The following is a 23725-nucleotide window of genomic DNA, read 5'->3' as shown; positions in this document are numbered from 1 at the left end:
CAGATTCAAGAAACGAGACGACGACAATGCTTCTCATCAAATGCCCCTATTGCGAAGAAGAGCGCCCGGAGCTGGAATTCCGCAACGCGGGTGAAGCGCATCTCGTGCGTTCCCCGGCCATATCGGAACAATCGGACGAAGACTTTGCCGCCTTCCTGTATTTCCGCCAGAATCCCAAGGGGCTGCAGTTCGAGCGCTGGCGGCATATCCATGGCTGCGGACGTTTCTTCAATGCCGTGCGCGATTCCGTCTCCGACAAGTTCCTGACCGTCTACAAGGCGGGCGAACCGCGCCCGGATGTCGAAACGCTTCTCAATCCGGAAACCGTTTCCGATGCTGAACCTGCAAAGAAACGCGCCCCCCGCGCCAAGAAAGGGGAGCTGTAAGTCATGAGCATTCCATCCCACTCCGGAAGCAACCGTATTGCCGGTGCCGGCCGCCTGGTTCCGGCGAAAACCGTCCGCTTCACCTTTGACGGGCAGAGCCTGACGGGTCTTGAAGGCGACACGCTGGCCTCGGCGCTGCTGGCCAACGGCATTCATCTGGTCGGCCGTTCGTTCAAATATCACCGTCCGCGCGGCATCCTCTCCGCAGGCAGCGAAGAGCCGAATGCGCTTGTCGATGTCGAGCGGGACAAATCCCGCAAGCAGCCGAACGTGCGGGCGACCGTGCAGGAGATCTATGACGGGTTGAAGGTCAAGTCGCAGAACCGCTGGCCGTCGCTGACCTTCGATGTCGGTGCGATCAACGATGTGTTCTCGCCCATGCTGCCCGCAGGCTTCTACTACAAGACATTCATGTGGCCGAAGTTCGCATGGAAAACCATCTACGAGCCAAAGATCCGTGCGGCGGCCGGTCTTGGTGTTGTTCCGGGTGAAGCCGATACGGACCGCTATTCCAACCGTTTCGCCCATTGCGATGTGCTGGTGGTCGGCGGCGGCGCTGCCGGTCTTGCCGCTGCGCTCAGCGCCGCGCAAACCGGTGCCCGGGTCATCATCTGCGATGAGCAGGCGGAAGCAGGCGGCGCGCTGCGCTATGAGACCGACGTGACCATCGACGGCAAGCCGGGCTATGACTGGGCGACGGAAACGCTGGCATCCCTGCGCGCCATGGACAACGTCACCGTTCTCACCCGCACCACGGCGTTCGGTTACTACGCCCAGAATTTTGTCGGCCTTGTCGAGCGGATCAGCGACCATCTGAGCAATCCCGGCTCCGACATGCCGAGGGAGCGCCTGTGGCAGGTGCGTGCCAGGAAGGTCATCCTGGCGACCGGCGCCATCGAACGGCACATGGTTTTCGCCAACAATGACCGTCCCGGCATTCTGCTGGCTTCGGCGGCGCGCGCTTATCTCAACCAGTATGGTGTCGCGGTCGGCCGCAAGGTCGGCGTCTACACCGCCAATGATTCCGCCTATGCGGCAGCCATCGATCTGAAGCGCGCCGGTGTCGATATCCCTGTCATCGTCGACACGCGCGACAATCCATCCTCACCGGTGATCGAGGAAGCCCGTTCGCTTGGCATCGACGTCGTGACCGGTCATGCGGTGTTCAGCGCCGGCGGCAAGCGTCGCGTCTCCTCCATCAGCATCCGCCCCAACCGGGGCGGCAGCGAGCGCAAGGTCGTGGTCGATGCGCTGATCATGTCGGCGGGTTGGACGCCGTCCGTACACCTGTTCTCGCAGTCGCGCGGCAAGGTGGCATGGGATGCCGCCAATGAGCGGTTCCTGCCCGGCACCTATGCGCAGAATTGCGTCTCGGTCGGTGCCTGCAATGGCAGCGACGGGTTGCAGCAGGCGCTGGACGAAGCCGTTGCCGCAGGCGGCAAGCTTGCCGGCGAGACCGGTTTCAAGGGCAAGACCGCAGCGCTCAAGGCGACAGGCGGAACCGACTGGGTTCTCGGCATGATCGGCTCGGCGCCGGGCGCCGGTGCCGATACGACGGTCAAGGCTTTCGTCGATTTCCAGAACGATGTGACCGCCAAGGACGTGCGCCTTGCGGTGCGTGAAGGCATGCATTCCATCGAGCATGTCAAGCGTTTCACCACCAACGGCATGGCCACCGATCAGGGCAAGACCTCCAACCTGCACGGGCTGGCCATTGCCGCCGAAGCGCTCAACCGGCCGATCCCGGCCGTCGGCCTGACAACCTTCCGGGCGCCGTTCACGCCGGTGACTTTCGGTGCGATCGTCAACCATGCCCGCCATGACCTGTTCGATCCGACCCGCCGCACGCCGATGCATGCGTGGCACGCGGCACAGGGCGCGGCCTTCGAGGATGTCGGGCAGTGGAAGCGCGCCTGGTATTATCCGCAGGCAGGCGAAGACATGCATGCGGCGGTGAACCGCGAATGCGTCGCTGTGCGCAACCAGGCCGGTATCTTCGACGCCTCGACGCTCGGCAAGATCGAGGTGGTCGGGCCCGATGCGGCAAAATTCCTCGAACTGCTCTACACCAATCCATGGGAAAAACTCGGTGTCGGCCGCCTGCGCTATGGCATCATGCTGCGCGAAGACGGTTTCATCTACGATGACGGCGTCGTTGGCCGATTGGCCGAGGATCGCTTCCACGTGACGACGACGACCGGCGGTGCACCGCGGGTCATGAACCACATGGAAGACTATCTGCAGACGGAATTCCCGCACCTCAACGTCTGGTTGACCTCGACGACCGAGCAATGGGCGGTCATCGCGGTGCAGGGGCCGAAAGCCCGCGAGATCATCGCGCCGCTGGTGGAAGGCATCGACCTTTCCAATGAGGCCATGCCGCATATGAGCGTGCGGGAAGGCAGGATCTGCGGTGTGCCGACACGGCTGTTCCGCATGTCCTTCACCGGTGAAGCGGGCTACGAAATCAACGTGCCTGCCGATTATGGCCGGGCCGTCTGGGACGCCGTCTACGAGCGCGGCAAGCCGCTGGGCCTGACGCCCTACGGCACCGAGGCCATGCACGTGCTGCGGGCCGAGAAGGGCTATATCATCGTCGGCCAGGACACGGACGGCACGGTGACGCCGCAGGATGCGGGCCTCACCTGGGCCATCGGCAAGAACAAGACGGACTATGTCGGCATTCGCGGCCTGTTGCGCCGCGACCTGGTGGCGGATGGCCGCAAGCAACTGGTTGGCCTGAAGACCAAAGATGCCCATGTGGTGCTGGAGGAGGGCGCGCAGATCGTCGCCAATCCGAACCAGCCCGTGCCGATGACGATGATCGGCCATGTGACATCCTCCTACTGGTCGCAGAATTGCGGCCGGTCGATTGCCATGGCCCTGGTGATCGACGGAACAAGGCGGCTCGGCGAAACGCTCTATGTGCCGATGCCCGATGGTGTGATCGAAGTGGAAGTGACCGGAACGGTGTTCTTCGACGAAAAGGGAGAACGGTTGAATGGCTGACCTTGCTCAAACAGCGCAGCGTGCGCATCCATTGCAGACCGGCCATGCCGGGGTCGGGTCCGTATCGGTAACCCTTGCTGACAACGCCACCCGCGTTTCGCTGCGGGCGCGGCCCGATGCGGTGGCGGCGCTGTCGAAGGCGCTGGGCCTGTCCCTGCCGCTGAAGCCGAAGACAACCACCAGTCAGGGCAACCGTGCGGCCCTGTGGATCGGTCCGGATGAATGGCTTCTCATCGATGCGGACGGCAGCTCGCTGGTGGCCGATCTTGCCAAGGTGAAGGTGCTGCATTCCGCCGTCGACGTCTCCCATCGCAATGTCGGGATCATTGTCTCCGGCCGGGGTGCCGATGCTGTTGTCAATGGCGGTTGCCCGCAGGACCTGTCGCTCGGTGCCTTTCCGGTCGGCGCGGCCTCGCGCACGGTGCTCGGCAAGATCGAGATCGTGCTGTGGCGGACGGCCGAGGACACGTTCCGGGTTGAATGCTGGCGCTCCTTCTCCGGCTATGCCTACAGCTTTCTGCAGGAGTCAGCGCGGGATGTGGCTGTCTGATCATACGACTTGAGCCGGCCCACCCATTTGTGCGTGGTTCGACAAGCTCATCATGAGGGAGACGAAGGATTGCAGGGAGCCATATTCTGCAACGGTCCCGATTAGCTTTGCAGCCAATCCATCTCCCTCATGGTGAGCTTGTCGAACCACGCACATTGCGTAATGCAACGATGATCTTTTTGCCGAATGCGCGGGTATTTGACAGCCCCGTGTAATAATAGTGTGCAGATTGATCGCTGGTGAAGTTATCGATCACAATTGCGCCGTGCTTTGCCATAATGAGAATGCCGATGGCTGCCGATTCGCGCGGTCGCGTCGCGAGAGTGGTTTATGGCTGTCAAAAAGCGCCTTGTTATCAATTTTACAGGCTATGAAGGTCTGCATCCCGATGCGGTGCGCGGGCGCTATCTCAATGCCTCGGCCGATTTCAACACGCTCTGGCACACGAAAACCAAAGCGGGGCCCATGCAGCCGGAGGGGCCGAACATCGCCTCGATGCAGCTTGATACAACCGGGGCGAACTGGACGGTCGAAACCGAGTTCTGCCAGTACGGCACGGCCGATATCTTCGATGCCTATTCCGCGCGCAATGTCGTAACGCGCTTTGCCACCGGCCTGATGGCGTTTCTCGATATTCTCATCACTGGCACGTTCTGGCGGTATCTGCGCACAAGCTGGCGGTTCTGCATCTTTTTCATGTGGCCGTTTGCGTTGACCTGTTTCATTTCGCTGGTCGCGCTGCTGATCGGGCTTGGACCATTGTTTGGCGGTTTCAGCGCCTACCACATGTTTTGGACCATTCCCCTTGCGCTTGCCATCGCCCGCCTCCTGATCCGCTGGCCGGGGGAAAAGGTGTTCCTTTCCTACCTCTTGGATGACTGGGCGGCGGCGTCAGACCGGATTTACCGCCGCAGTCCGGCTTTGCTGGAGCGGCGCAAGGCTTTTTCCGACCACCTGACCGAGAAGCTGCGGGAGAGCGGCGCGGACGAGGTGGTCATCATCGGACACAGCCTGGGTACCGTGCCGGCTGTCGAGGCCATTGCCGATGTCTGGCGCAATGCACCGCAGCTCATCAGGCAGCAGCCGGTTTCGCTGGTGGCAACCGGCTCGTGCCTGTTGATGATCGCCTTTCATCCGCGTGCAACGGATTTGCGGGAAGATGTGCGGGTTGTCCTGCAGGATGCGCCGGTTCTGTGGGCGGAATATCAGACCATCGCGGATATCGTGCATTTCTACCGGTCGAACCCGGCGGCGGCGCTGGGGATAACCCCGCGCACCGAACCGCTGATCCGGCGTATCCGGTTCAAGCACATTCACAGTGCCAAGCGCTATGCGCGTGCCAAGAAGAATTTTTTCAAGATGCACCTTCTGTTCCTGAAGGGCGCGCAGATCCGCAATGCCTACGATATGGGCATGTTCGTGCAGGGGCCGTTTGCCTTCCAGGACCTGGCCGTGCGTGACAGTGCACCGCCGCTGGACGATGCCGGGCGGCTTGTCGAGGCGGTCCGCGCCTGATCAGTCCATTTCCGGCGGATGCTCGAGCACGGCAATCGTCAGCCAGTTGGCGACGAGCGCCGGTTTGATCGAGCCTTCGATTTCCAGGGTGACTTCGTAGTTGTTGAGCACGCGGCCGGACGGGCGGATATCCGCATCCACCAGCTTGAAGCGGGCGCGCACTTGCTTGCCGGATTTGACCGGCGCCATGAAGCGCACCTTGTCGAAACCGTAATTGATGCCCATCGTCGCGCCTTCGATCATCGGCAATGCCTCATAGGCGAGCGTCGACAGCAGCGAGATGGTCAGGAAGCCATGGGCTATGGTGCCGCCGAACGGCGTTTCCTTGGCCGCGCGCTCCGGATCGGTGTGGATGAACTGGTGATCATCGGTCGCATCGGCAAACTTGTCGATCATGTCCTGGCTGACCACGCGCCATTCCGAACAGCCGATTTCTGTGCCGACACCGGCCTTCAACTGCTTGAGCGTGATAGCGTTCTTCATGGTTCCAAGGCTTTCCGAAAATTGGATCAGATCATCGATGGGGCTGTCGATAGACTTTTATGAGCCAAATGTCATCCCTTGCGCGCTGCCGTATTGTTTCAAAGCCGGTACTCACCGTTTTGATCAGCACGTCAGAACGCCGGGGGGCCTTGCACCTTCCTGCTTGACGCCAGTTCAATATGGGCAAGCATGCCTCTGATCAGCGTATCGAAGATCAGCCGAAAGCGGTGTGAAGACCGCAGGTTTTCGTGCATGGCGATCCAGGTGGGAAGTATGATCGAAAACGCGTCGGGCAGCAGGCATACGAGGTCAGGATTTGCCTGGCCGAGACTGTCCTGGCATATGCCGATGCCAATTCCTGACCGGATAGCGGCGAGTTGGGCCAGATTGTTGTCCGTGCGATAGCTGAACTTAAGCTCATGCGGCATCGGAAAACGTTTCTCGATGCTGCGTATGAAGGCGGTCTGCCTGTCGAACCCGATGAGCCGGTGATTTTTCAATTCTGCCAGCGTACGGGGCACGCCGTATCTGGCGAGATAGGCACGGTGCGCGTAAAGCCCGAGCGAAATGCCCCCGACATTGCGCACAAGCAGCGCCTCCTGTGTGGGCTCTGCCATTCTGACAGCAATATCAACCTCGCGGTTCAAGAGATTTTCGACCGTATCGGAGGCGGATAGCTCGATGTGCAAGTCGGGATATGTCTCAAGCAGCGGCGCAAGTATCTGTGGAAGAACCTCGGTGCCGATAACCTCGCTTGCGCCAATGCGGACCGTGCCTTCCACCGCGTCACGCTGTGCTGTCGCCAGACGGACAAGTGCTGCGGCATTGGCAGCCATGGCGGCAGCGTAGGGTTGCAGTTCCAGCGCGGCATCGGTTGCAAGCAGGCCGTTCGGCGAGCGGGTGAAGAGCTGGGCGCCAATAAGGTCTTCCAGCGTGTCGATATGCCGTCCCACTGTAGGCTGTGTCAAACCGAGCTCACGCGCCGCTGCCGACAGTGAGCCGTGCCGTATGACATGAAGAAAAGTCCAGTAAAGATCCCAGTTCGGCATCTGTTGCATTATTTATGTATAGCTAGTCAAGGAATTTTGTCAATTTTGTTTATGGTATTGCTGGTGCATTGTTGCCGAGACAACGGAGAAAATGCACATGCAATCAACAGAACAGAAGATGGCGCTTGTATTGGGTGCAACAGGTGGCATCGGTGGTGCGGTAGCACGCAACCTCCTGAAGCGAGGCTGGCATATCAAGGCCCTGACGCGCGACATCGGCAAGGCCGGGAAAACCGCGGGTGATTTCGAATGGATTGCGGGTGACGCCCTCAATCCGGTGGATGTCAGCAAGGCAGCAGAGGGCGTGTCCCTGATCGTCCATGCCGTCAACCCGCCCGGATACCGGGACTGGGAGAAGCTTGTTGTGCCCATGCTCGATAACACCATCGCGGCGGCAAAGCAGGCGGGCGCCCGCGTGCTTCTGCCCGGCACTGTCTATAATTTCGGACCCGATGCCTTTCCGGTTCTGGGTGAAGACAGTCCGCAACATCCCGTCACGCGAAAAGGCAGGCTGCGTGTCATGATGGAGCAGCGTCTGAAGGATGCTTCCGCATCCGGTCTCGACGTCCTGATCGTCCGCGCTGGTGATTTCTTTGGCCCGAAGGCCGCAAACAACTGGTTCTCGCAAGGGCTTGTCACGCCGGGAAAGCCGGTATCGCTCGTCAGCAACCCTTCAAGGCGCGGCATCGGACATCAATGGGCGTTTCTTCCCGATGTCGCTGAAACAATGGCTCAACTGGTCGACCGGGCCGAAACCCTTCCCCGTTTCGCGGTCTATCACATGGAGGGCTTCTGGGATGCGGACGGCATGCAGATGGCAGCCGCCATCAGGCGTGTGGTTGGCCGCCCGGTGAAGATCAGATCGTTTCCGTGGTGGATCGTGCCGATCATGGCACCCTTCAATGCGTTCATGCATGAGTTGAAGGAGATGCGGTATCTGTGGAAGCAGCCGCTGCGCATGACGAACACGCGGCTGGTTGGCGTACTCGCGGCCGAGCCCCGGACGCCGATCGACGAGGCAGTACGGCAGACACTGGCTGACCTCGGCTGTCTCTGACAGCCCGGGTTGCCTTTGGCCGGTTTCGCCGTCACGCGGCAAAGCTGCCACGAACCGCAGATGCAAAACAGAATATGGTTCAGGGAAGTTCGGATGGTGGGCGTGACAGGGATTGAACCTGTGACCCCTACGATGTCAACGTAGTGCTCTCCCGCTGAGCTACACGCCCATCCGACAGGGGCGCATACACCATATTGATTCCGGTCCGTCAATAGGGTTGGAAGAAGTTATCAGGCTTTCTTCACCGGAGCAGGCAGATAGGGCCTTTGATCAGGCCGCTACCAGCATTTTTTCGATCTCATTGACGAGATCGCGCAGGTGGAAAGGCTTGGAAAGCACTTTCGCATCCTTCGGCGCTTTCGAATCGGAATTCAGCGCCACGGCAGCAAAGCCGGTGATGAACATGATTTTCAGATCCGGGTCGATTTCCGACGCACGGCGTGCCAGCTCGATGCCGTCCATCTCCGGCATGACAATGTCGGTGAGCAGCAGTGAAAACGGCTCTTCGCGCAACCGGTCGTAGGCGCTTGCGCCGTTGTCGAAAGGCGTGACGTGATATCCTGCCTTCTCCAGCGCCTTCACCAGGAAGCGCCGCATGTCATTGTCATCTTCTGCTAGCAGGATTCTCTTCATCAGTCCGTCCGAATTGTCTGTCGCCTGATCATCCCCAGACAGGCGCCCCATCATGCTTAACAAGACGCTTTTTTGGTAAAGATCGCGTGAATGATTTGCTGAAAATAAGGGGGAACCCCGGAAAAGTCGAGCAAGATCGCAGCCGGGCGATCGAAGAATGCACCTGGTCCGGTCAGCCCGGAAAAGTTCCGCTGCCTTTGGCGGCTGATCAATTCCCTCCGGGGCGAAGTTGCTCTAAAGTAACGGCATATTCAAGCAAACCGTCGAAGTGAATGATGACCCTCGAGCGCGATTTCCCTGACAAGCTGCCCTATGAACTGCGCCGGCCGGCTGACCAGCGTATTCCGTTTGTGTTCAATTCGCCGCACAGCGGTCAGGTTTATCCGCCGGCCTTCCTGCAGCAGTCGCAGCTCGATGCGCAAACGATTCGCCGCTCGGAAGACTGTTTCGTCGATCAGCTCTTTGCCGCCAGCGTCATGCTCGGTGCGCCGATGCTGGTGGCGCATTTCCCTCGCGCCTATCTCGACGTCAACCGCGAACCCTACGAACTCGACGCGAAGATGTTCAGCGATTCGCTTCCCTCCTATGCCAATGCAAATTCGGCCCGGGTTGCCGGCGGTCTTGGCACCGTTCCGCGCCTTGTCGGCGAAGGGCAGGAAATCTACGCGCAGAAACTGCCTGTCGAGGAAGCGCTCGGCCGCATCACCACGATCTACAAGCCCTATCATGCGCTGCTTGCCGGGATGCTGATGGAAACGCGCAGCCGTTTTGGCTATGGCGTTCTCGTCGATTGCCATTCCATGCCCACCGGCATCCGGTTTCCGGAGAGCGGCCTGCGCCCGGATTTCATCATCGGGGACCGGTTCGGCACCAGCTGTTCGCCGGAATTGACGCACACTGCCATCCACCTCCTGCGCGAGATGGGCTATGCGGTGGCGCACAACAAGCCCTATGCGGGCGGTTACATCACCGAGCATTACGGGCGTCCGCTCAAGCGTTTCCATGCATTGCAGATCGAGGTCAATCGCGGCCTTTATCTCAATGAGCACAATTACGAGCGCAAATCGGGCTTCGGGCAACTGCAGCGCGATATCAGCCAGTTCCTGGCCGATCTCGTTTCGCTGCCGGACTTCCACTTCCTCGATGTGCCGCTCGCGGCGGAATAAGGTCTTGTTGCTGTTGCCCGTCTGCAAACAAAAAAAGACCGCGCAAGTGCGCGGTCCAAGTCTAGGGAGGAAACGCCCAAGGAGGGCATAGACAGGTCACCCCGTCTGTTAACCAATCTATGCTGCATCGCACAAATGTCAAGTGATTTGTGCGTTTTTTTAAGCACGATAATTATGTGCCTAAAAAAAATGCAATAATTTAGCCGACAATGCAGGTAAATGAGAAAATTTTGATCGCGAGGAACCATTTTGGCCATTGAACTTTCGTTTTTACGGCGGATTGCCGAGGTTGCGGCTGCGCAGACATTGCCCCGCTTTCGCACCGTTTCGTCCATCGACAACAAATATCAGGTGGGATTCGACCCGGTCACCGAGGCCGACAGGGAAGCCGAACGGGCGATTCGCGCGCTGATCAACAGCACCTTTCCCGCTCACGGCATCATGGGCGAGGAGTTCGGTTCGGAAAATCTCGACGCCTCGCATGTCTGGGTGATCGATCCCATCGACGGCACGCGCGCCTTCATTTCAGGCCTGCCGGTGTGGGGCACGCTTGCGGGCTTGACCATCGATGGCGATGCGGTGGCCGGCGTCATGGCGCAGCCCTTCACCGGTGAGCTGTTCATGTGCGACGGCACGGCATCCTATTACGAGGGGCCGGGTGGCGCGCGCCAGCTGAAAACCCGGCAGAATCCGGACATCGCCCAGGCCACGCTGTTCACCACGACACCAGCCCTGTTCAAGGACAAGAAGCGCGAGGCCTATGACCGTGTGGAGCGCAGCGTGCGCATGCCGCGTTACGGCGCCGACTGCTACGGCTATGCCATGATTGCCGCCGGTTTCGTCGATCTGGTGGTGGAGACCGCCTTGCATCCCTACGATATCGTTGCGCTGGTGCCGATCATCGAAAAGGCGGGCGGTGTCATCACCAATTGGGATGGCGGCCCGGCGGAAAAGGCCGGCGATATCGTGGCGGCGGGCTCAAAGGAACTGCACGCGCAGGCGCTGGAGCTTCTCAACCGCTGAAAGTTCACATCTCCGTGGCCTGCTCGTTCTCGATTCCGGCCATGTCGCCGCCGGTTCCGGGAATGAAGGCATCGAATGCCGCGAAAAACTGTTCGCGGTAAAAATCCTTCTCCTGCAGGATTTCATGCTTGGCGCCGTCGATGGTGATCAGTGTCGCATTGCGCAATTGCAGGGCGAACCGTTCGATTGCCGGGGTGGACACAACGCTGTCGGCCCCGGCGGCGACGACAAGGCTGGGGATGCGGATCGCCTCGATATAATCGGGATTCGTCACGCGCTTGATCGCCTTGGCCGCCGAGGCGATCCATCCGGCCGTCGGGCCGCCAATGGCGAGCTCCGGCGCGGTTTTCACTATTTCGCTGTTGCGCAGGTAGCGCGCGGCATCCGATGTGACCTCGTTGAGGGCGAAGGGTTTGATCACCGGCTTGCCGCCGCGGATATACATCCCGCCGAGACCGGTCAACCGCAGGCTATTGGCGACGGCGCTGAGCAGGATCTTGCCGAGCCGGCTGCCGTTGACGTCGAGTAGCGGCACCATCAGCACCATGCGGCGGATGCGGTTTGCCAGGGCGGGCGCTGCGAGAAGCGCCGCCAGCCCGCCGGTGGAATGGGCCAGCACGTAAAACGGTCCGCGGCAGTCGGGCAGGAGCACGCTTTCGAACAGCAGTTCCAGGTCGGCCGCATAATGGTCGAAACTGCGGACATGGCCGCGCAGCGGGTCCTTCAGCAGGCGGCTTGATCCGCCCTGGCCGCGCCAGTCGAAGGTGGCCACGGCAAAACCCCGCTTGGCAATGTCACGGATGGTCTCGAAGTATTTTTCAATGCATTCGTTGCGGCCCTGCAGGATAATCACGGTGCCCTGGACGGGATGGGTGGTGGCAGGGAAAATCGCGTAGCGCAGCTGCCTGCCGCCCTTGAGCGGCAATGCGGCAACGCGGGCATCCTGCGGTGTCGGATTGGCGGCTGTTTCGACAAGCGGATGGGTCATGAATACCGGTCAGTCCTCGTCCCGCCCATGGGGGGATCACACGGGTGCATTTGCATCTTTTGATAAAATGCATGGCAATAAAGGTCAAACCGGGTTCTCGTAAAAACAAAAAAATGACCGGAAACCCTTGGGAGGGCTTCCGGTCAGTACATTCCAGGCGGAAGGGACGTTACACCTGGAACGATCTCAGGAAATCAGTAGCCGTTCGCCGGGCGGATCTCGATGCTGAACCCGTTGTCGCTGCGCCGGTCGCGGTAGCCGCGCCGATCGCCCATCACACGGGTATCGAGGATGTCGCCATCGCGGGATACGGTGACCAGAACCGGCGCGCCGCGGCGCCATGCCTGGACAAAATAACGGCCGCGTTCGAAGTTCACATCGCGGACGCGGTAGCCGCGGCGCTCCAGCATGCGGGTTACTTCGCGCGGACCGATCTGGTCGCGGAAGCGCTCATCGCGGCGCCATTCTCCACGCCGATCACCATAGAAGCGGCGGTCCTGAACCAGCAGGCCATCCATGTCACCGCGGTCATCCATGTAGATTGCCCGGTCACCGCGATAGGTGAAGTCGTCGGCCATGGCCGAGGCAGAAAAGCCTGTGACCAGCAGGGCGGCGGCGGTCAGTGCCAGAACAGTCTTTTTCATCATCTTGTCCTCGTCTCTTGCCGGTCAAATCCCGGCGTTGGATGTGTTTATAGGGGAGGGCGTGTGAACGTATCCCGAAGGGCGCGTTCATCTGGCGTTCATCGCTGCGGGATGTGTTGGGATGTGTAAAAACCGGAACATTCGGCAGCAAAAGGGGGCTTGAAATGGCTTTGACCGTTTCCCAAATACCTGATGTGACCGCCATAACGGGGTCACTGGTTCAGCGGGACTTGCCGATTGAGGGAGTCTCTTGACGAGCCAGAACACGCAACATTGTCGCTCTAAAGGAGGGCTTACTATGCGTCACGTGGATTTTTCCCCACTCTATCGTTCGACTGTCGGTTTTGACCGGCTTTTCACCATCCTCGACTCGCTGGCTCAGCCAGACGGTGCCCAGTCCTATCCGCCCTACAATATCGAGCGGACAGGCGAGAACACCTACCGCATCACCATGGCCGTTGCCGGCTTCTCGGAAGACGAAATCCAGATCGAAGCCCATCGCAACCAGCTCAAGGTGACCGGCGAAAAGGGTGCTGAAACATCGGATGACGGTGCCGAAACCTTGTATCGCGGCATTGCTTCCCGCGCGTTCGAGCGCCGCTTCCACCTTGCCGATTTCGTTGAAGTCAGTGGTGCCAGCCTGAAAAACGGCTTGCTGCACATTGATCTCAAGCGCGAAATTCCCGAGGAAATGAAGCCGCGCAAGATCGCTGTCACTGCCCTGTCGGAAAAGACAGCCAAGCAGATCGAAGCCAAGACTGCGCACTAAGCTCTGAAAGCCGGAGTGAAAGAAGCGGCGCGATTGCGCCGCTTTTTTTATGCGATGAGCGCGCCGAAGCGGCTGATGTCTTCGGAGGTCGTGGCAAAGCTCGTGACAAAACGGGTGATCGTCTCGTCTTCGGCAACATGGCCCTTTTCGGCATGGGGCGTGTGCCAGTCATAGAAAACGGCGCCTGCCGCCTGCAGTTTTGCCGATGTCTGCTTTTTCATGATCGCGAACACTTCATTGGCGCGCGGCTGCCAGGCGAGACGCAGATCGTTCGAATTGCTGATCAGCTTTGCCAGTTCCGCCGCCATGGCATTGGCATGCGTTGCCGTTTCCAGCCACAGCCCGTCGGCAAAATAAGCCTCGAACTGGGCCGCGATGAAGCGGGATTTTGAAAAATTCTGCGCCGACCGCATGCGGATATAGGGCATCTGCCTTGCCTGTTCGGGATTCATGAAGACCAGTGCTTCGGCACACCAGCAGCCGTTCTTGGTGCCGCCGAACGACAGGATATCGACGCCCTGTTTCCAGGTCATTTCCGCGGGGGAACAGCCAAGCGAGACAAGCGCATTGGCGAAACGCGCGCCATCCATGTGCAGCGGCAGGCCGTTTTCCTTGCAGATGGCCGAGATGGCGGCGATCTCGGCCAATTCATACAGTGTGCCGCTTTCGGTCGACTGCGTAATGGAAACGCTCATCGGCTGGCCCGCATGGACGTGGCCCTTGGGGAAACCGTTCAGGGCGGCTTGCAGATTGTCGATGGCGATGCGGCCTGTCGGCCCGTCGATGGCCTGGACCCGTGCTCCGCTCGCGAAAAATCCCGGCGCGCCGGCCTCATCGGCAATCATGTGCGCTTCGCGGTGGGCAAAGGTGATGCCGCCCGGGCGGGCGATGCTGGCCTGCGCCAGGGAATTGGCCGCTGTTCCGGTCCCGACAAAGAAGACGGCGACGTCGCGCTCGAAAATTGCGCTGAATGTCTGCTGGACGGCGCGGTCGAGATCGCCCGTGCCATAGGCCGCGGCGAAACCGCTGGCATGTCTGGTCAGATTTTCGGCAATTTTCGGATGGGCTCCGGCCCAATTATCGGATGCGAAAAGCATGAAACAACCTCGGATGTGAAACTGACGCCGCCACGCTTACGCTTTTCCCCGCGGGCTGGAAAGCAGAAGATGATGTCTTTCCCGCAAGGGATTTTCGGGGTGCGTGGCGGAACCATCTGTTTTTCCTTGCTTATTTAGGGGAAAACGCCTGCCTCGAAATGAAATGCATGAAACACCCGATGTTTGCGCAATGATATTTCGTCCAATGCTGTTATTTTTTGCTTTTCCATCTTGTTTGTTTGGAATTATTCTGGCATACGAGGATATGACAGCAATGCTGTCCTAATTTGCACGATCCAAGCGCGGGATGGCAAGCAAGGGTGCTTCCGTCCTCAAAATGGTGACCGCAGTTTGCAACCGGAAGATATGCCGCACCAGAAGGGGCAGGAATATATGCTATTCCGTCCCGCGAGGAATTGACCGCCCCAAGGGGCCCATTTGGAGGGATTGACGATGTCGGATTTGACGCCATCTGTAACGACTGAACTTGCTCAGGCCGTACAGAACCGTGCGGTCAAAACCAATAAATCGTCCGGCATTCCCACCCGACAAGGCTTGTACGACCCGCGCAATGAACATGACGCCTGCGGCGTCGGCTTCGTCGCGCATATGAAGGGCGTCAAGTCGCACAAGATCATTGAAGACGGGCTGTTCATGCTCGAAAACCTGACGCATCGCGGTGCCGTCGGCGCCGATCCGCTGATGGGCGATGGCGCAGGCATGCTCGTGCAGATTCCCGATGCGTTTTTCCGCGCGGAATGGGCCGAAAAGGGTGTCGAGCTGCCGCCGGTCAATCATTACGCCGTCGGTTATCTGTTCATGCCGCAGGATGCCGAAGAGCGTGCCCATATCGAAACCGTCATCACGGAAGTGATCGCCTCGGAAGGTCAGACCCTGATCGGCTTCCGCGATGTTCCCGTCGACAATTCGTCCCTGTCCAAGGCGCCGCATATCGCGGCGACGGAACCCTTCCACCGCCAGGTGTTCATCGGGCGCAACCCGAACATCGAATCCAATGAGGATTTCGAAGGCCGGCTGTTTATCCTGCGCAAGGTTATTTCCAACCGCATCTATCAGGAGAACGGCGGCAAGGAGAGCGACTTCTACGTCGTGTCCATGTCGGCGCGCACCATCGTCTACAAGGGCATGTTCCTCGCCTATCAGGTCGGCGCCTATTACAAGGACCTGAAGGATCCGCGTTTCGTCAGCGCGGTGGCGCTGGTGCATCAGCGCTTCTCGACCAACACCTTCCCGTCGTGGAAGCTGGCGCATCCCTACCGCATGGTTGCGCACAATGGTGAAATCAACACCCTGCGCGGCAACGTCAACTGGATGGCGGCGCGTCAGGCCTCGGTCGACAGCGAATTCTTCGGCAATGACATCTCGAAGCTCTGGCCGATTTCCTATGAAGGCCAGTCCGATACGGCCTGTTTCGACAACGCGCTGGAATTCCTGTTCCAGGGCGGCTACTCGCTCGCCCATTCGATGATGATGCTCATTCCCGAGGCATGGTCGGGCAACAAGCTGATGTCGGACGACCGCAAGGCGTTCTACGAATATCATGCTGCCCTGATGGAACCATGGGATGGCCCGGCAGCGGTTGCCTTCACCGATGGCCGTCAGATCGGCGCGACGCTCGACCGCAACGGTCTGCGTCCGGCCCGCTATATCGTCACCGACGATGATTTCGTCATCATGGCGTCGGAAGCCGGCGTGCTGCCGGTACCGGAAGAAAAGATCGTCAAGAAGTGGCGGCTTCAGCCCGGCCGTATGCTGCTGATCGACATGGAAAAGGGCGAAATCGTCTCCGACGACACGATCAAGTCCGAGATCGCCAACCGGCATCCCTACAAGACATGGCTGAAGAACACCCAGCTCATTCTTGAAGAGCTGAGCCCGGTCGAGCCGCGCGCGCTGCGCAAGGATGTCAGCCTGCTCGACCGCCAGCAGTCCTTTGGCTATACGCAGGAAGACACCAAGCTGCTGATGTCGCCGATGGCGACGACAGGCCAGGAAGCCATCGGCTCGATGGGTACGGATACGCCGATCTCGGCCATGTCCGACAAGTCGAAGATGCTCTACACCTATTTCAAGCAGAATTTTGCGCAGGTCACCAATCCGCCGATCGATCCGATCCGCGAGGAACTGGTGATGAGCCTTGTTTCGTTCATCGGTCCGCGTCCGAACATTTTCGATCTGGTCGGCACGTCCCGCCGCAAGCGTCTGGAAGTGCGCCAGCCGATCTTGACCAATGGCGATCTGGAAAAGATCCGCTCCATCGGCCACACTGAAGACCGCTTCGATACGAAGACGCTGGATATCGCCTACAATGTCGAGGAAGGCGCGGCCGGCATGGCCGGTGCGCTGGAGCGCCTGTGCGAACGCGCCGAGGCGGCCGTGCATGGCGGCTACAACATCATCATCCTGTCCGACCGTCAGGTCGGGCCGGACCGCATTCCGATCCCGGCACTGCTGGCGACGGCCGCCGTCCACCATCACCTCATCCGCAAGGGTCAGCGCACCTCCGTCGGTCTGGTCGTGGAATCGGGCGAGCCGCGCGAAGTGCACCATTTCTGCTGCCTCGCCGGCTATGGCGCGGAAGCGATCAACCCCTATCTTGCCTTCGATACGCTGCTCGACATGCACAAGCGCGGCGAGTTTCCGCCGGAGGTGGACTCCAAGGAAGTCGTATCGCGCTACATCAAGTCGATCGGCAAGGGCATTCTCAAGGTCATGTCCAAGATGGGCATCTCCACCTACCAGTCCTATTGCGGCGCGCAGATTTTCGATGCGGTCGGCCTCAAGTCGGAATTCGTCGACCGCTTCTTCTTCGGAACGGCGACGACCATCGAAGGTGTCGGCCTGGAGGAAGTGGCCGAGGAGACGGTGCGCCGCCACCGCGATGCATTCGGCAATGATCCGGTCCTGCTCAGCACGCTGGATGTCGGCGGTGAATATGCCTACCGCATGCGCGGCGAGGCACATCTCTGGTCGCCGGATGCGGTAGCCAAGCTGCAGCATGCGGTGCGCACGGAGTCGGCCACCACGTTCAAGGAATATTCCGATCTGGTGAACAGCGAGTCCGCCCGCGCGCAGACCATCCGCGGCCTGTTCAAGATCAGGATGGCTGGAGATGCCGGGCGCAAGCCCGTCTCCATCGACGATGTCGAACCGGCCAAGGATATCGTCAAGCGGTTCTCGACCGGCGCCATGTCCTTTGGTTCGATCAGCCGCGAGGCGCACACGACCCTTGCCATTGCCATGAACCGGATCGGCGGCAAGTCGAACACGGGTGAGGGCGGCGAGGAGCCGGACCGCTTCTATCCGCTGCCGGACGGCAAGCCGAACCCCGAACGCTCGGCCATCAAGCAGGTCGCATCGGGACGCTTTGGCGTGACGACCGAATATCTCGTCAACTCCGACATGATGCAGATCAAGGTGGCGCAGGGTGCCAAGCCCGGCGAAGGCGGCCAGTTGCCCGGCCACAAGGTCGACGCAACGGTTGCCAAGACCCGCCACTCCACGCCGGGTGTCGGCCTGATTTCGCCGCCGCCGCACCATGACATCTATTCCATCGAGGATCTGGCGCAGCTCATCTACGATCTGAAGAACGTCAACCCTGAAGCCGATGTTTCGGTCAAGCTGGTGTCGGAAGTCGGCGTCGGCACGGTTGCGGCCGGCGTTGCCAAGGCGCGCGCTGACCACATCACCATATCGGGCTATGACGGCGGCACGGGTGCATCGCCGCTCACATCGCTCAAGCATGCCGGTTCTCCGTGGGAAATGGGCCTTGCCGAGACCCAGCAGACGCTGGTGCTCAACGGCCTGCGCTCGCGCATTGCCCTGCAGGTCGATGGCGGTCTGCGCACCGGCCGCGACGTGATCATCGGTGCCCTGCTGGGCGCCGACGAATTCGGCTTCTCCACGGCGCCGCTGATTTCCGCCGGCTGCATCATGATGCGCAAGTGCCATCTCAACACCTGCCCGGTCGGCGTGGCAACGCAGGATCCGGTCCTGCGCAAGCGCTTCAAGGGCACGCCCGAACACGTCATCAACTTCTTCTTCTTCATGGCGGAAGAGGTGCGGCAGTTCCTGGCCGACATGGGTTATACAAGGCTGGAAGAGATCGTCGGCAAGGCCGAACTGCTCGAAAAGCGCGAGATGATCGATCACTGGAAAGCCAAGGGTCTCGATTTCACCCGCATCTTCCACAAGCCGGAAGCGGCGGAGGAAAAGACGCGCTGGACCGAGCGGCAGAACCATCCGATCGTCGATATCCTGGATCGCAAGCTGATCGAGCAGGCCATGCCTGCGCTGGAAAGCAAGATCCCGGTCAAGATCGAAATGCCGATCAAGAATGTCGACCGGTCGGCTGGGGCGATGCTGTCGGGTGAGGTGGCCAAGCGCTACCGGCACAAGGGTCTGAAGGAAGACACGATCTCGGTCGCGTTCACCGGGACGGCCGGCCAGTCCTTTGCGGCATTCCTCGCACGCGGCATCTCGTTCGAGCTGATCGGTGATGGCAATGACTATGTCGGCAAGGGCCTGTGCGGCGGCCGCATCGTCGTCCGTCCGCCGCACGATACGAAAATCGTGCCGGAGAACTCCATCATCGTCGGCAATACCGTGCTGTACGGTGCCATCGAAGGCGAAGCCTATTTCCGCGGCGTCGCGGGCGAACGCTTTGCCGTCCGCAACTCCGGCGCCATCGCGGTGGTCGAAGGCACGGGCGATCATGGCTGCGAATACATGACCGGCGGTGTCGTCGTGGTCATCGGCCAGACCGGGCGCAACTTCGCGGCCGGCATGTCCGGCGGCGTGGCTTATGTGCTCGATGAAGCCGGTGATTTTGCCCAGCGCTGCAACATGGCGATGGTCGAGCTGGAGCCGGTGCCGGAAGAGGACGATATTCTCGAAAAACTGCACCATCATGGCGGCGATCTGGCCCATAAGGGCCGCGTCGATGTCTCGGCCAATATGACCAGGCATGACGAGGAACGCCTCGTGCAGCTCATCTCGAACCACATGCATTACACGGGTTCGGGCCGGGCGAAGGAAATTCTCGACAATTGGGAAGCCTTCCGGCCGAAATTCGTGAAAGTCATGCCGGTCGAATACCGCCGGGCGCTCGAAGACATGGAGCGCATGCGGATGGGTGTCGCAGCGGAATAAAATCAACGCACTCCTGCTTCGAGCGTCATCACAATGATGCTCGGCATGGGGTCCAATGCTGCCCAGACCCAACACGGGAACGGGTGGTCCTCCAAGGGTGAGGGGAGCAGTTTTATGGGTAAGGTTACAGGTTTTCTCGAGATCGACCGGCAGGTCGGAAAGTATCAGCCCGCGTCTGACCGCATTCGCCATTTCCGGGAATTCACCATTCCCATGACCGATGGCGAGGTGAAGAAGCAGGCGGCCCGCTGCATGGATTGCGGCATCCCGTTCTGCCACGGGCCGACCGGCTGCCCGATCCACAACCAGATTCCGGACTGGAACGATCTCGTCTACAACGACAATTGGGACGAGGCGATCCGCAACCTGCATTCCACCAACAATTTCCCGGAATTCACCGGCCGCATCTGCCCGGCCCCGTGCGAGGAAGCCTGCACGCTGAATCTGGAAGACGTGCCGGTGTCCATCAAGACGGTGGAACAGGCGATTGCCGACAAGGCCTATGAAAAGGGCTTTATCATCCCGCAGCCTGCGGCATCGAAGACCGGCAGGAAAGTGGCCGTCATCGGCTCCGGCCCGGCCGGTCTGGCGGCGGCACAGCAGCTTGCCCGCGTGGGCCATGAAGTGCATGTGTATGAGCGCGAAAGCCGTGCAGGCGGCCTGCTGCGCTACGGCATTCCCGATTTCAAGATGGAAAAGCATTTCATCGACCGCCGCGTGGCACAGATGGAAGGCGAAGGCGTCACCTTCTTCTACGGCGTCAATGTCGGCATCGACAAGCCGGTGCAGGAACTGCTCGATACCTATGATGCGGTACTTTATTGCGGTGGCGCCGAAACGCCGCGTCCGGCGGGCATTCCGGGTGCCGATTTCGACGGCGTCCACGATGCGATGAACTATCTCGTGCAGCAGAACCGCCGCGTCGGCCGCGAAAACATCGAATCCGTGGCCTGGCCGAGCGATCCGATCGTGGCGTCAGGCCGCCATGTGGTTGTCGTCGGCGGCGGCGATACCGCCTCCGACTGTGTCGGCACGGCATTCCGCCAGGGCGCGGTGAAGGTCACCCAGCTCGATATCCGCCCGCAGCCGCCGGAAAAGGAAGACAAGCTCAGCGTCTGGCCCTATTGGGCGACGAAGATGCGCACGTCCTCCTCGCAGGCGGAAGGCGCGGACCGCGAGTTCCAGGTGGCAACGCTTGAATTCATCGGTGAAAACGGTGCATTGACCCATGTCAAATGCTGTGAGGTCGACGAGGCGCGCAAGCCGGTTCCCGGCACCGAATTCTACATCAAGGCGGATCTCGCCTTCATCGCCATCGGTTTCTCCGGTCCGTTCGAAACCAGTGTCGTCAGGGAACTCGGCGATACGCTGGAGATGCGGGCGGATCGCCGCGGCAACCGTTCGATTGCCGCCGATGACAAGGATTACCGCACCAGCGTCGACAAGCTGTTCACGGCCGGTGATATCCGCCGCGGCCAGTCGCTGGTCGTCTGGGCAATCCGTGAAGGACGCCAGGCGGCGCAGGCCATCGATGTCGCGCTGATGGGATCGTCGGTTCTGCCGCGATAGTCAGGCCGTTATTTCGGTGCCGCGTCCGACTTTGCCGGCCACGCATAGTCGTTGATGCGGCCCGGCTGGGCGTCCGGCGCCTTGCCTTCGAGAAGCAGTTTGTCCTGCGCCGACTTGTCGGCGGCCGCGGCTTTCGGTGCGGCGCCGAGGAGATCGGTGCCGCCATCCAGTTCCGGGTCGCTCAGGCTGATCGGTGCTATGCGGTCGACCTTGACCGGTGCCTGCGGCGTTTCCGGCAGTGCCTGCACGGGCGAGCCCGGCTTGACGGCGGCGATGGCCGGTGATGTGGCGTTGCCCAGCATCTGGCGCAATGGTTTTTCCGCATAGAAAGCCAGTTTGCGCTTGCCTGCGGTGGTCAGGCCGACCCCATCATTGTTGCGCAGACGGGCGGTCTGGCCGGAGATGTCAAAGCCCGACAGCGTAAAGCTGCCGCCCTGGTCGACAAAGCCTTCCCAGACATCGACGAATTTGCCGTCCGCCTTCTCCGTCGCATTGCGATAGAGCTCGTTGAACGCCAGGAGATCGGTGCTCATGTTCTTGAACTTGAACGAGGGCTGGCCGACCCACACCACGGGGTGCCCGGTCTTCTTGACCGCTTCAAGGAATGCGTTGATGCGGCCCTGATATTCCTTTGTCCAGGCTTCGCTCTGCGGCGCGGGGCCGTTGGCGAATTGCTGGCGGTCATTGGCACCGATCATCACGACGACAACGGCCGGTTTTTCCGCGTCGATCAGACTGCCGATGGTGGCGGGCCAGTTGCGGTGGTCGCTGCGCACGAAACCGGATGAGCCGTCGCTCTTGTCGACCACGCGCACGCCGGGCGAATCCATGAAGGCCGCATTGAGGCCTTCGGCAAGGCCGCTGGCCATGAAGTCACCGACAACCAGGATGGTTTTGGCATCGGCCAGTTTCGACGGAATGACCGGTTCATCCGCCGGCGCGGAGGGCTGGCTGGCAGGCGCTGCCGGTTGCGGCCGCGGCCGCTCGGCCCGCTTGGTCGTGCGGTTCTTGGAGGGGCGGACGGGCCGGTTGTTTTCGTCGAAGATCATCCGGTCGGTATTTTCGCGGTAGACTTCGCGGCGCGAGCCGAAGAGCATGTCGAGCAGTGTGCGCTGCTGGGCGGCGGCGATGTCGGTAAAGACAAGGCCGCCGGCCGCACCGAGGGATACGGACACAACGATGCAACGGATGAGGCGAGCCGGCCGTTTCATTGTATCCATCGTATTTCCAAACCTTATCGCTTGCGGATAATGGTCAGCACTTCCTTGCTGGGATGACCATCGGGATCGAGCCCCATTTTCTTCTGGAACGCCTGGATGGCATCCCGTGAGCCGGAGCCGATTTTCCCGTCCACTTCGCCGTCATAATAACCCAATGCGCGCAGATGTGTCTGCAATTCTTCACGCTCCTTCATCGAGATGGGTGTGAATGGGCGATTCCAGTCGCGGCGCAGCGGCGGCGCACCGCCGATCTGATCCGCAAGAAGACCAACGCCAAGCGCATATTTGTCGGCATTGTTGTAGTTCTTCAAAACGGAGAAATTCCGGGTCATCAGGAAGGCGGGCCCCTCGCGCCCGTCGAGCACTTTCAGCTGGGCCTTTTCATTGCCACGCGGGAATGGTTTGCCGTTGGCGCGCACCACGCCGAGGCTCTGCCATTCCGCCATGGTCTTTGAGCCAGCGGGGAATTTACGGCCAGCCGGGAGGGTCACTTCGTAACCCCAGGTCCGGCCCGATTCCCAGCCGTTCTTGGCCAGGAGATTGGCGGCTGTCGCCAGCGCATCGGGTACGGATGTCCAGATATCGCGCTTGCCATTGCCGTCCATGTCGACGGCATAGGCGAGATAGCTCGTGGGAATGAACTGTGTATGGCCAAGGGCGCCCGCCCATGACCCGGTGAGGTGGCTGCGGTCGATGTCTCCGGTCTGCAGGATCTTCATCGCCGCAATCAGCTGCGTGCGGGCATATTTTGCCCGGCGCTGGTCGGCATAGGCGAGGGTTGCGAGCGAACGCACGGCGTCGCGCATGATGTCGGGCCGCTGCATGGCTTCGCCGTAATTGGTCTCCATCGACCAGATCGCCAAAAGGATATTGCGGTCGACACCGAATGATTTTTCGATGGCGGCGAGCCAGCGGCTGTATTTGCGCGCCATTTCCCGCCCGGTGGTGATGGAATGCTCATTGACGCGGTTATCGATGTAATCCCAGACCGGTGCCGTGAATTCCGGCTGATAGGCGGCCTTCTGCAGCACTTCGGGATCGATATCCTTGACGCCGGCAAAGGCGCGCTGGAACGTCGAGGCGGAAATTCCGCTCTGCAGCGCCGTGGTGCGGAAATTGGCAATCCATGTCTGGAACTTTGCATCGGCGGAGGCACTCGTCGCCGTGACTGCAAAAGCCAGGCTCGCGGTTGCGGCCAAAATCATGATTCGCTTTGCAAAACTCGACGGGCTCTTGAACATGTTGTCTCCTTGAACTGGGTTTCCACCTATTCCGGCAAACAATAAATTATGCACATCAAAGTTAGGAATTGGTTTACCATGCATATTTGACGGGCGGTTCCTGCGGGAACATTACCGGTCGAAAAAAATGTTTATTATGCAGCTCAAACTATTT

General features: G+C 60.3%; 18 protein-coding genes and 1 tRNA gene. 10 read left to right on the top strand and 9 right to left on the bottom strand.

What is annotated here, in order from left to right; genetic code table 11:
* Positions 1-26: 26 nt before the first annotated feature.
* From ACZ5FP_RS17910 to ACZ5FP_RS17895, 4 genes are all read left to right on the top strand, one after another.
* On the top strand, positions 27-386 hold the full coding sequence (locus tag ACZ5FP_RS17910) for a sarcosine oxidase subunit delta (protein WP_223615953.1): 360 nt from the start codon (positions 27-29) through the stop codon (positions 384-386).
* Between the two features lie 3 nt (positions 387-389).
* Positions 390-3395, top strand: a complete 3006-nt coding sequence (locus ACZ5FP_RS17905; protein ID WP_464661470.1) for a sarcosine oxidase subunit alpha — start codon at positions 390-392, stop codon at positions 3393-3395.
* Positions 3388-3945: a sarcosine oxidase subunit gamma gene (locus ACZ5FP_RS17900; RefSeq protein ID WP_464661469.1), complete on the top strand. Its 558-nt coding sequence runs from the start codon at positions 3388-3390 to the stop codon at positions 3943-3945. The genes ACZ5FP_RS17905 and ACZ5FP_RS17900 overlap by 8 nt, the downstream gene beginning before the upstream one ends.
* Before the next feature lie 330 nt (positions 3946-4275).
* Positions 4276-5460 (top strand): alpha/beta hydrolase, encoded by a 1185-nt coding sequence (locus ACZ5FP_RS17895; RefSeq protein ID WP_464661468.1) that lies wholly within the window; start codon positions 4276-4278, stop codon positions 5458-5460.
* Here ACZ5FP_RS17895 and ACZ5FP_RS17890 read toward each other — a convergent pair whose 3' ends face one another.
* Positions 5461-5943: a MaoC family dehydratase gene (locus ACZ5FP_RS17890; RefSeq protein WP_223615957.1), complete on the bottom strand. Its 483-nt coding sequence runs from the start codon at positions 5941-5943 to the stop codon at positions 5461-5463.
* A 131-nt stretch (positions 5944-6074) separates the two neighbouring features.
* Positions 6075-7001, bottom strand: coding sequence for a LysR family transcriptional regulator (locus tag ACZ5FP_RS17885; protein ID WP_464661467.1), 927 nt, complete (start codon positions 6999-7001; stop codon positions 6075-6077).
* Between the two features lie 88 nt (positions 7002-7089).
* On the opposite strand from ACZ5FP_RS17885, the gene ACZ5FP_RS17880 reads away from it, so the two are divergent.
* Complete coding sequence (locus ACZ5FP_RS17880; RefSeq protein WP_464661466.1) at positions 7090-8049, top strand: NAD(P)H-binding protein; 960 nt, start codon at positions 7090-7092, stop codon at positions 8047-8049.
* Between the two features lie 94 nt (positions 8050-8143).
* On the opposite strand, the gene ACZ5FP_RS17875 is transcribed toward ACZ5FP_RS17880, so the two are convergent.
* Together ACZ5FP_RS17875 and cpdR are read right to left on the bottom strand one after the other, a co-directional pair.
* A tRNA-Val gene (locus tag ACZ5FP_RS17875) sits at positions 8144-8218 on the bottom strand.
* A gap of 101 nt (positions 8219-8319) precedes the next feature.
* Positions 8320-8682, bottom strand: a complete 363-nt coding sequence (cpdR, locus tag ACZ5FP_RS17870) for a cell cycle two-component system response regulator CpdR (RefSeq protein WP_091878276.1) — start codon at positions 8680-8682, stop codon at positions 8320-8322.
* Between the two features lie 275 nt (positions 8683-8957).
* Between cpdR and ACZ5FP_RS17865 the strand changes: the two genes are divergently transcribed.
* Complete coding sequence (locus ACZ5FP_RS17865) at positions 8958-9848, top strand: N-formylglutamate amidohydrolase (protein WP_464663344.1); 891 nt, start codon at positions 8958-8960, stop codon at positions 9846-9848.
* Positions 9849-10097: 249 nt separating this feature from the next.
* Complete coding sequence (hisN, locus tag ACZ5FP_RS17860; RefSeq protein WP_288194345.1) at positions 10098-10871, top strand: histidinol-phosphatase; 774 nt, start codon at positions 10098-10100, stop codon at positions 10869-10871.
* A gap of 4 nt (positions 10872-10875) precedes the next feature.
* Here hisN and ACZ5FP_RS17855 read toward each other — a convergent pair whose 3' ends face one another.
* Together ACZ5FP_RS17855 and ACZ5FP_RS17850 are read right to left on the bottom strand one after the other, a co-directional pair.
* Positions 10876-11859, bottom strand: a complete 984-nt coding sequence (locus ACZ5FP_RS17855; RefSeq protein WP_464661465.1) for an alpha/beta fold hydrolase — start codon at positions 11857-11859, stop codon at positions 10876-10878.
* 194 nt (positions 11860-12053) lie between these two features.
* Entirely contained in the window at positions 12054-12506 is a 453-nt protein-coding gene (locus tag ACZ5FP_RS17850; RefSeq protein ID WP_464661464.1) for a hypothetical protein, read from the bottom strand.
* A 295-nt stretch (positions 12507-12801) separates the two neighbouring features.
* Between ACZ5FP_RS17850 and ACZ5FP_RS17845 the strand changes: the two genes are divergently transcribed.
* Positions 12802-13272: an Hsp20 family protein gene (locus tag ACZ5FP_RS17845; RefSeq protein WP_464661463.1), complete on the top strand. Its 471-nt coding sequence runs from the start codon at positions 12802-12804 to the stop codon at positions 13270-13272.
* 47 nt (positions 13273-13319) lie between these two features.
* Here ACZ5FP_RS17845 and ACZ5FP_RS17840 read toward each other — a convergent pair whose 3' ends face one another.
* Complete coding sequence (locus ACZ5FP_RS17840) at positions 13320-14369, bottom strand: threonine aldolase family protein (protein ID WP_464661462.1); 1050 nt, start codon at positions 14367-14369, stop codon at positions 13320-13322.
* 453 nt (positions 14370-14822) lie between these two features.
* Here ACZ5FP_RS17840 and gltB point away from each other — a divergent pair, with 453 nt between their 5' ends.
* Both gltB and ACZ5FP_RS17830 read left to right on the top strand, forming a co-directional pair.
* Positions 14823-19541 carry a glutamate synthase large subunit gene (gene gltB / locus ACZ5FP_RS17835; RefSeq protein ID WP_464661461.1) on the top strand — a complete coding sequence of 1573 codons (4719 nt, stop codon included), beginning with the start codon at positions 14823-14825 and terminating at the stop codon, positions 19539-19541.
* 114 nt (positions 19542-19655) lie between these two features.
* Complete coding sequence (locus ACZ5FP_RS17830; protein ID WP_464661460.1) at positions 19656-21110, top strand: glutamate synthase subunit beta; 1455 nt, start codon at positions 19656-19658, stop codon at positions 21108-21110.
* Positions 21111-21118: 8 nt separating this feature from the next.
* On the opposite strand, the gene ACZ5FP_RS17825 is transcribed toward ACZ5FP_RS17830, so the two are convergent.
* Both ACZ5FP_RS17825 and ACZ5FP_RS17820 read right to left on the bottom strand, forming a co-directional pair.
* Positions 21119-22321 carry an SGNH/GDSL hydrolase family protein gene (locus ACZ5FP_RS17825; protein WP_403184229.1) on the bottom strand — a complete coding sequence of 401 codons (1203 nt, stop codon included), beginning with the start codon at positions 22319-22321 and terminating at the stop codon, positions 21119-21121.
* Between the two features lie 23 nt (positions 22322-22344).
* Positions 22345-23571, bottom strand: coding sequence for a lytic murein transglycosylase (locus tag ACZ5FP_RS17820; RefSeq protein ID WP_223615969.1), 1227 nt, complete (start codon positions 23569-23571; stop codon positions 22345-22347).
* Positions 23572-23725: the final 154 nt, after the last annotated feature.

The organism is Phyllobacterium sp. T2-21, assembly GCF_055378485.1.
Note: the sequence above shows the minus strand (reverse complement) of the source record. Positions and strands in the feature narration are given on the sequence as shown.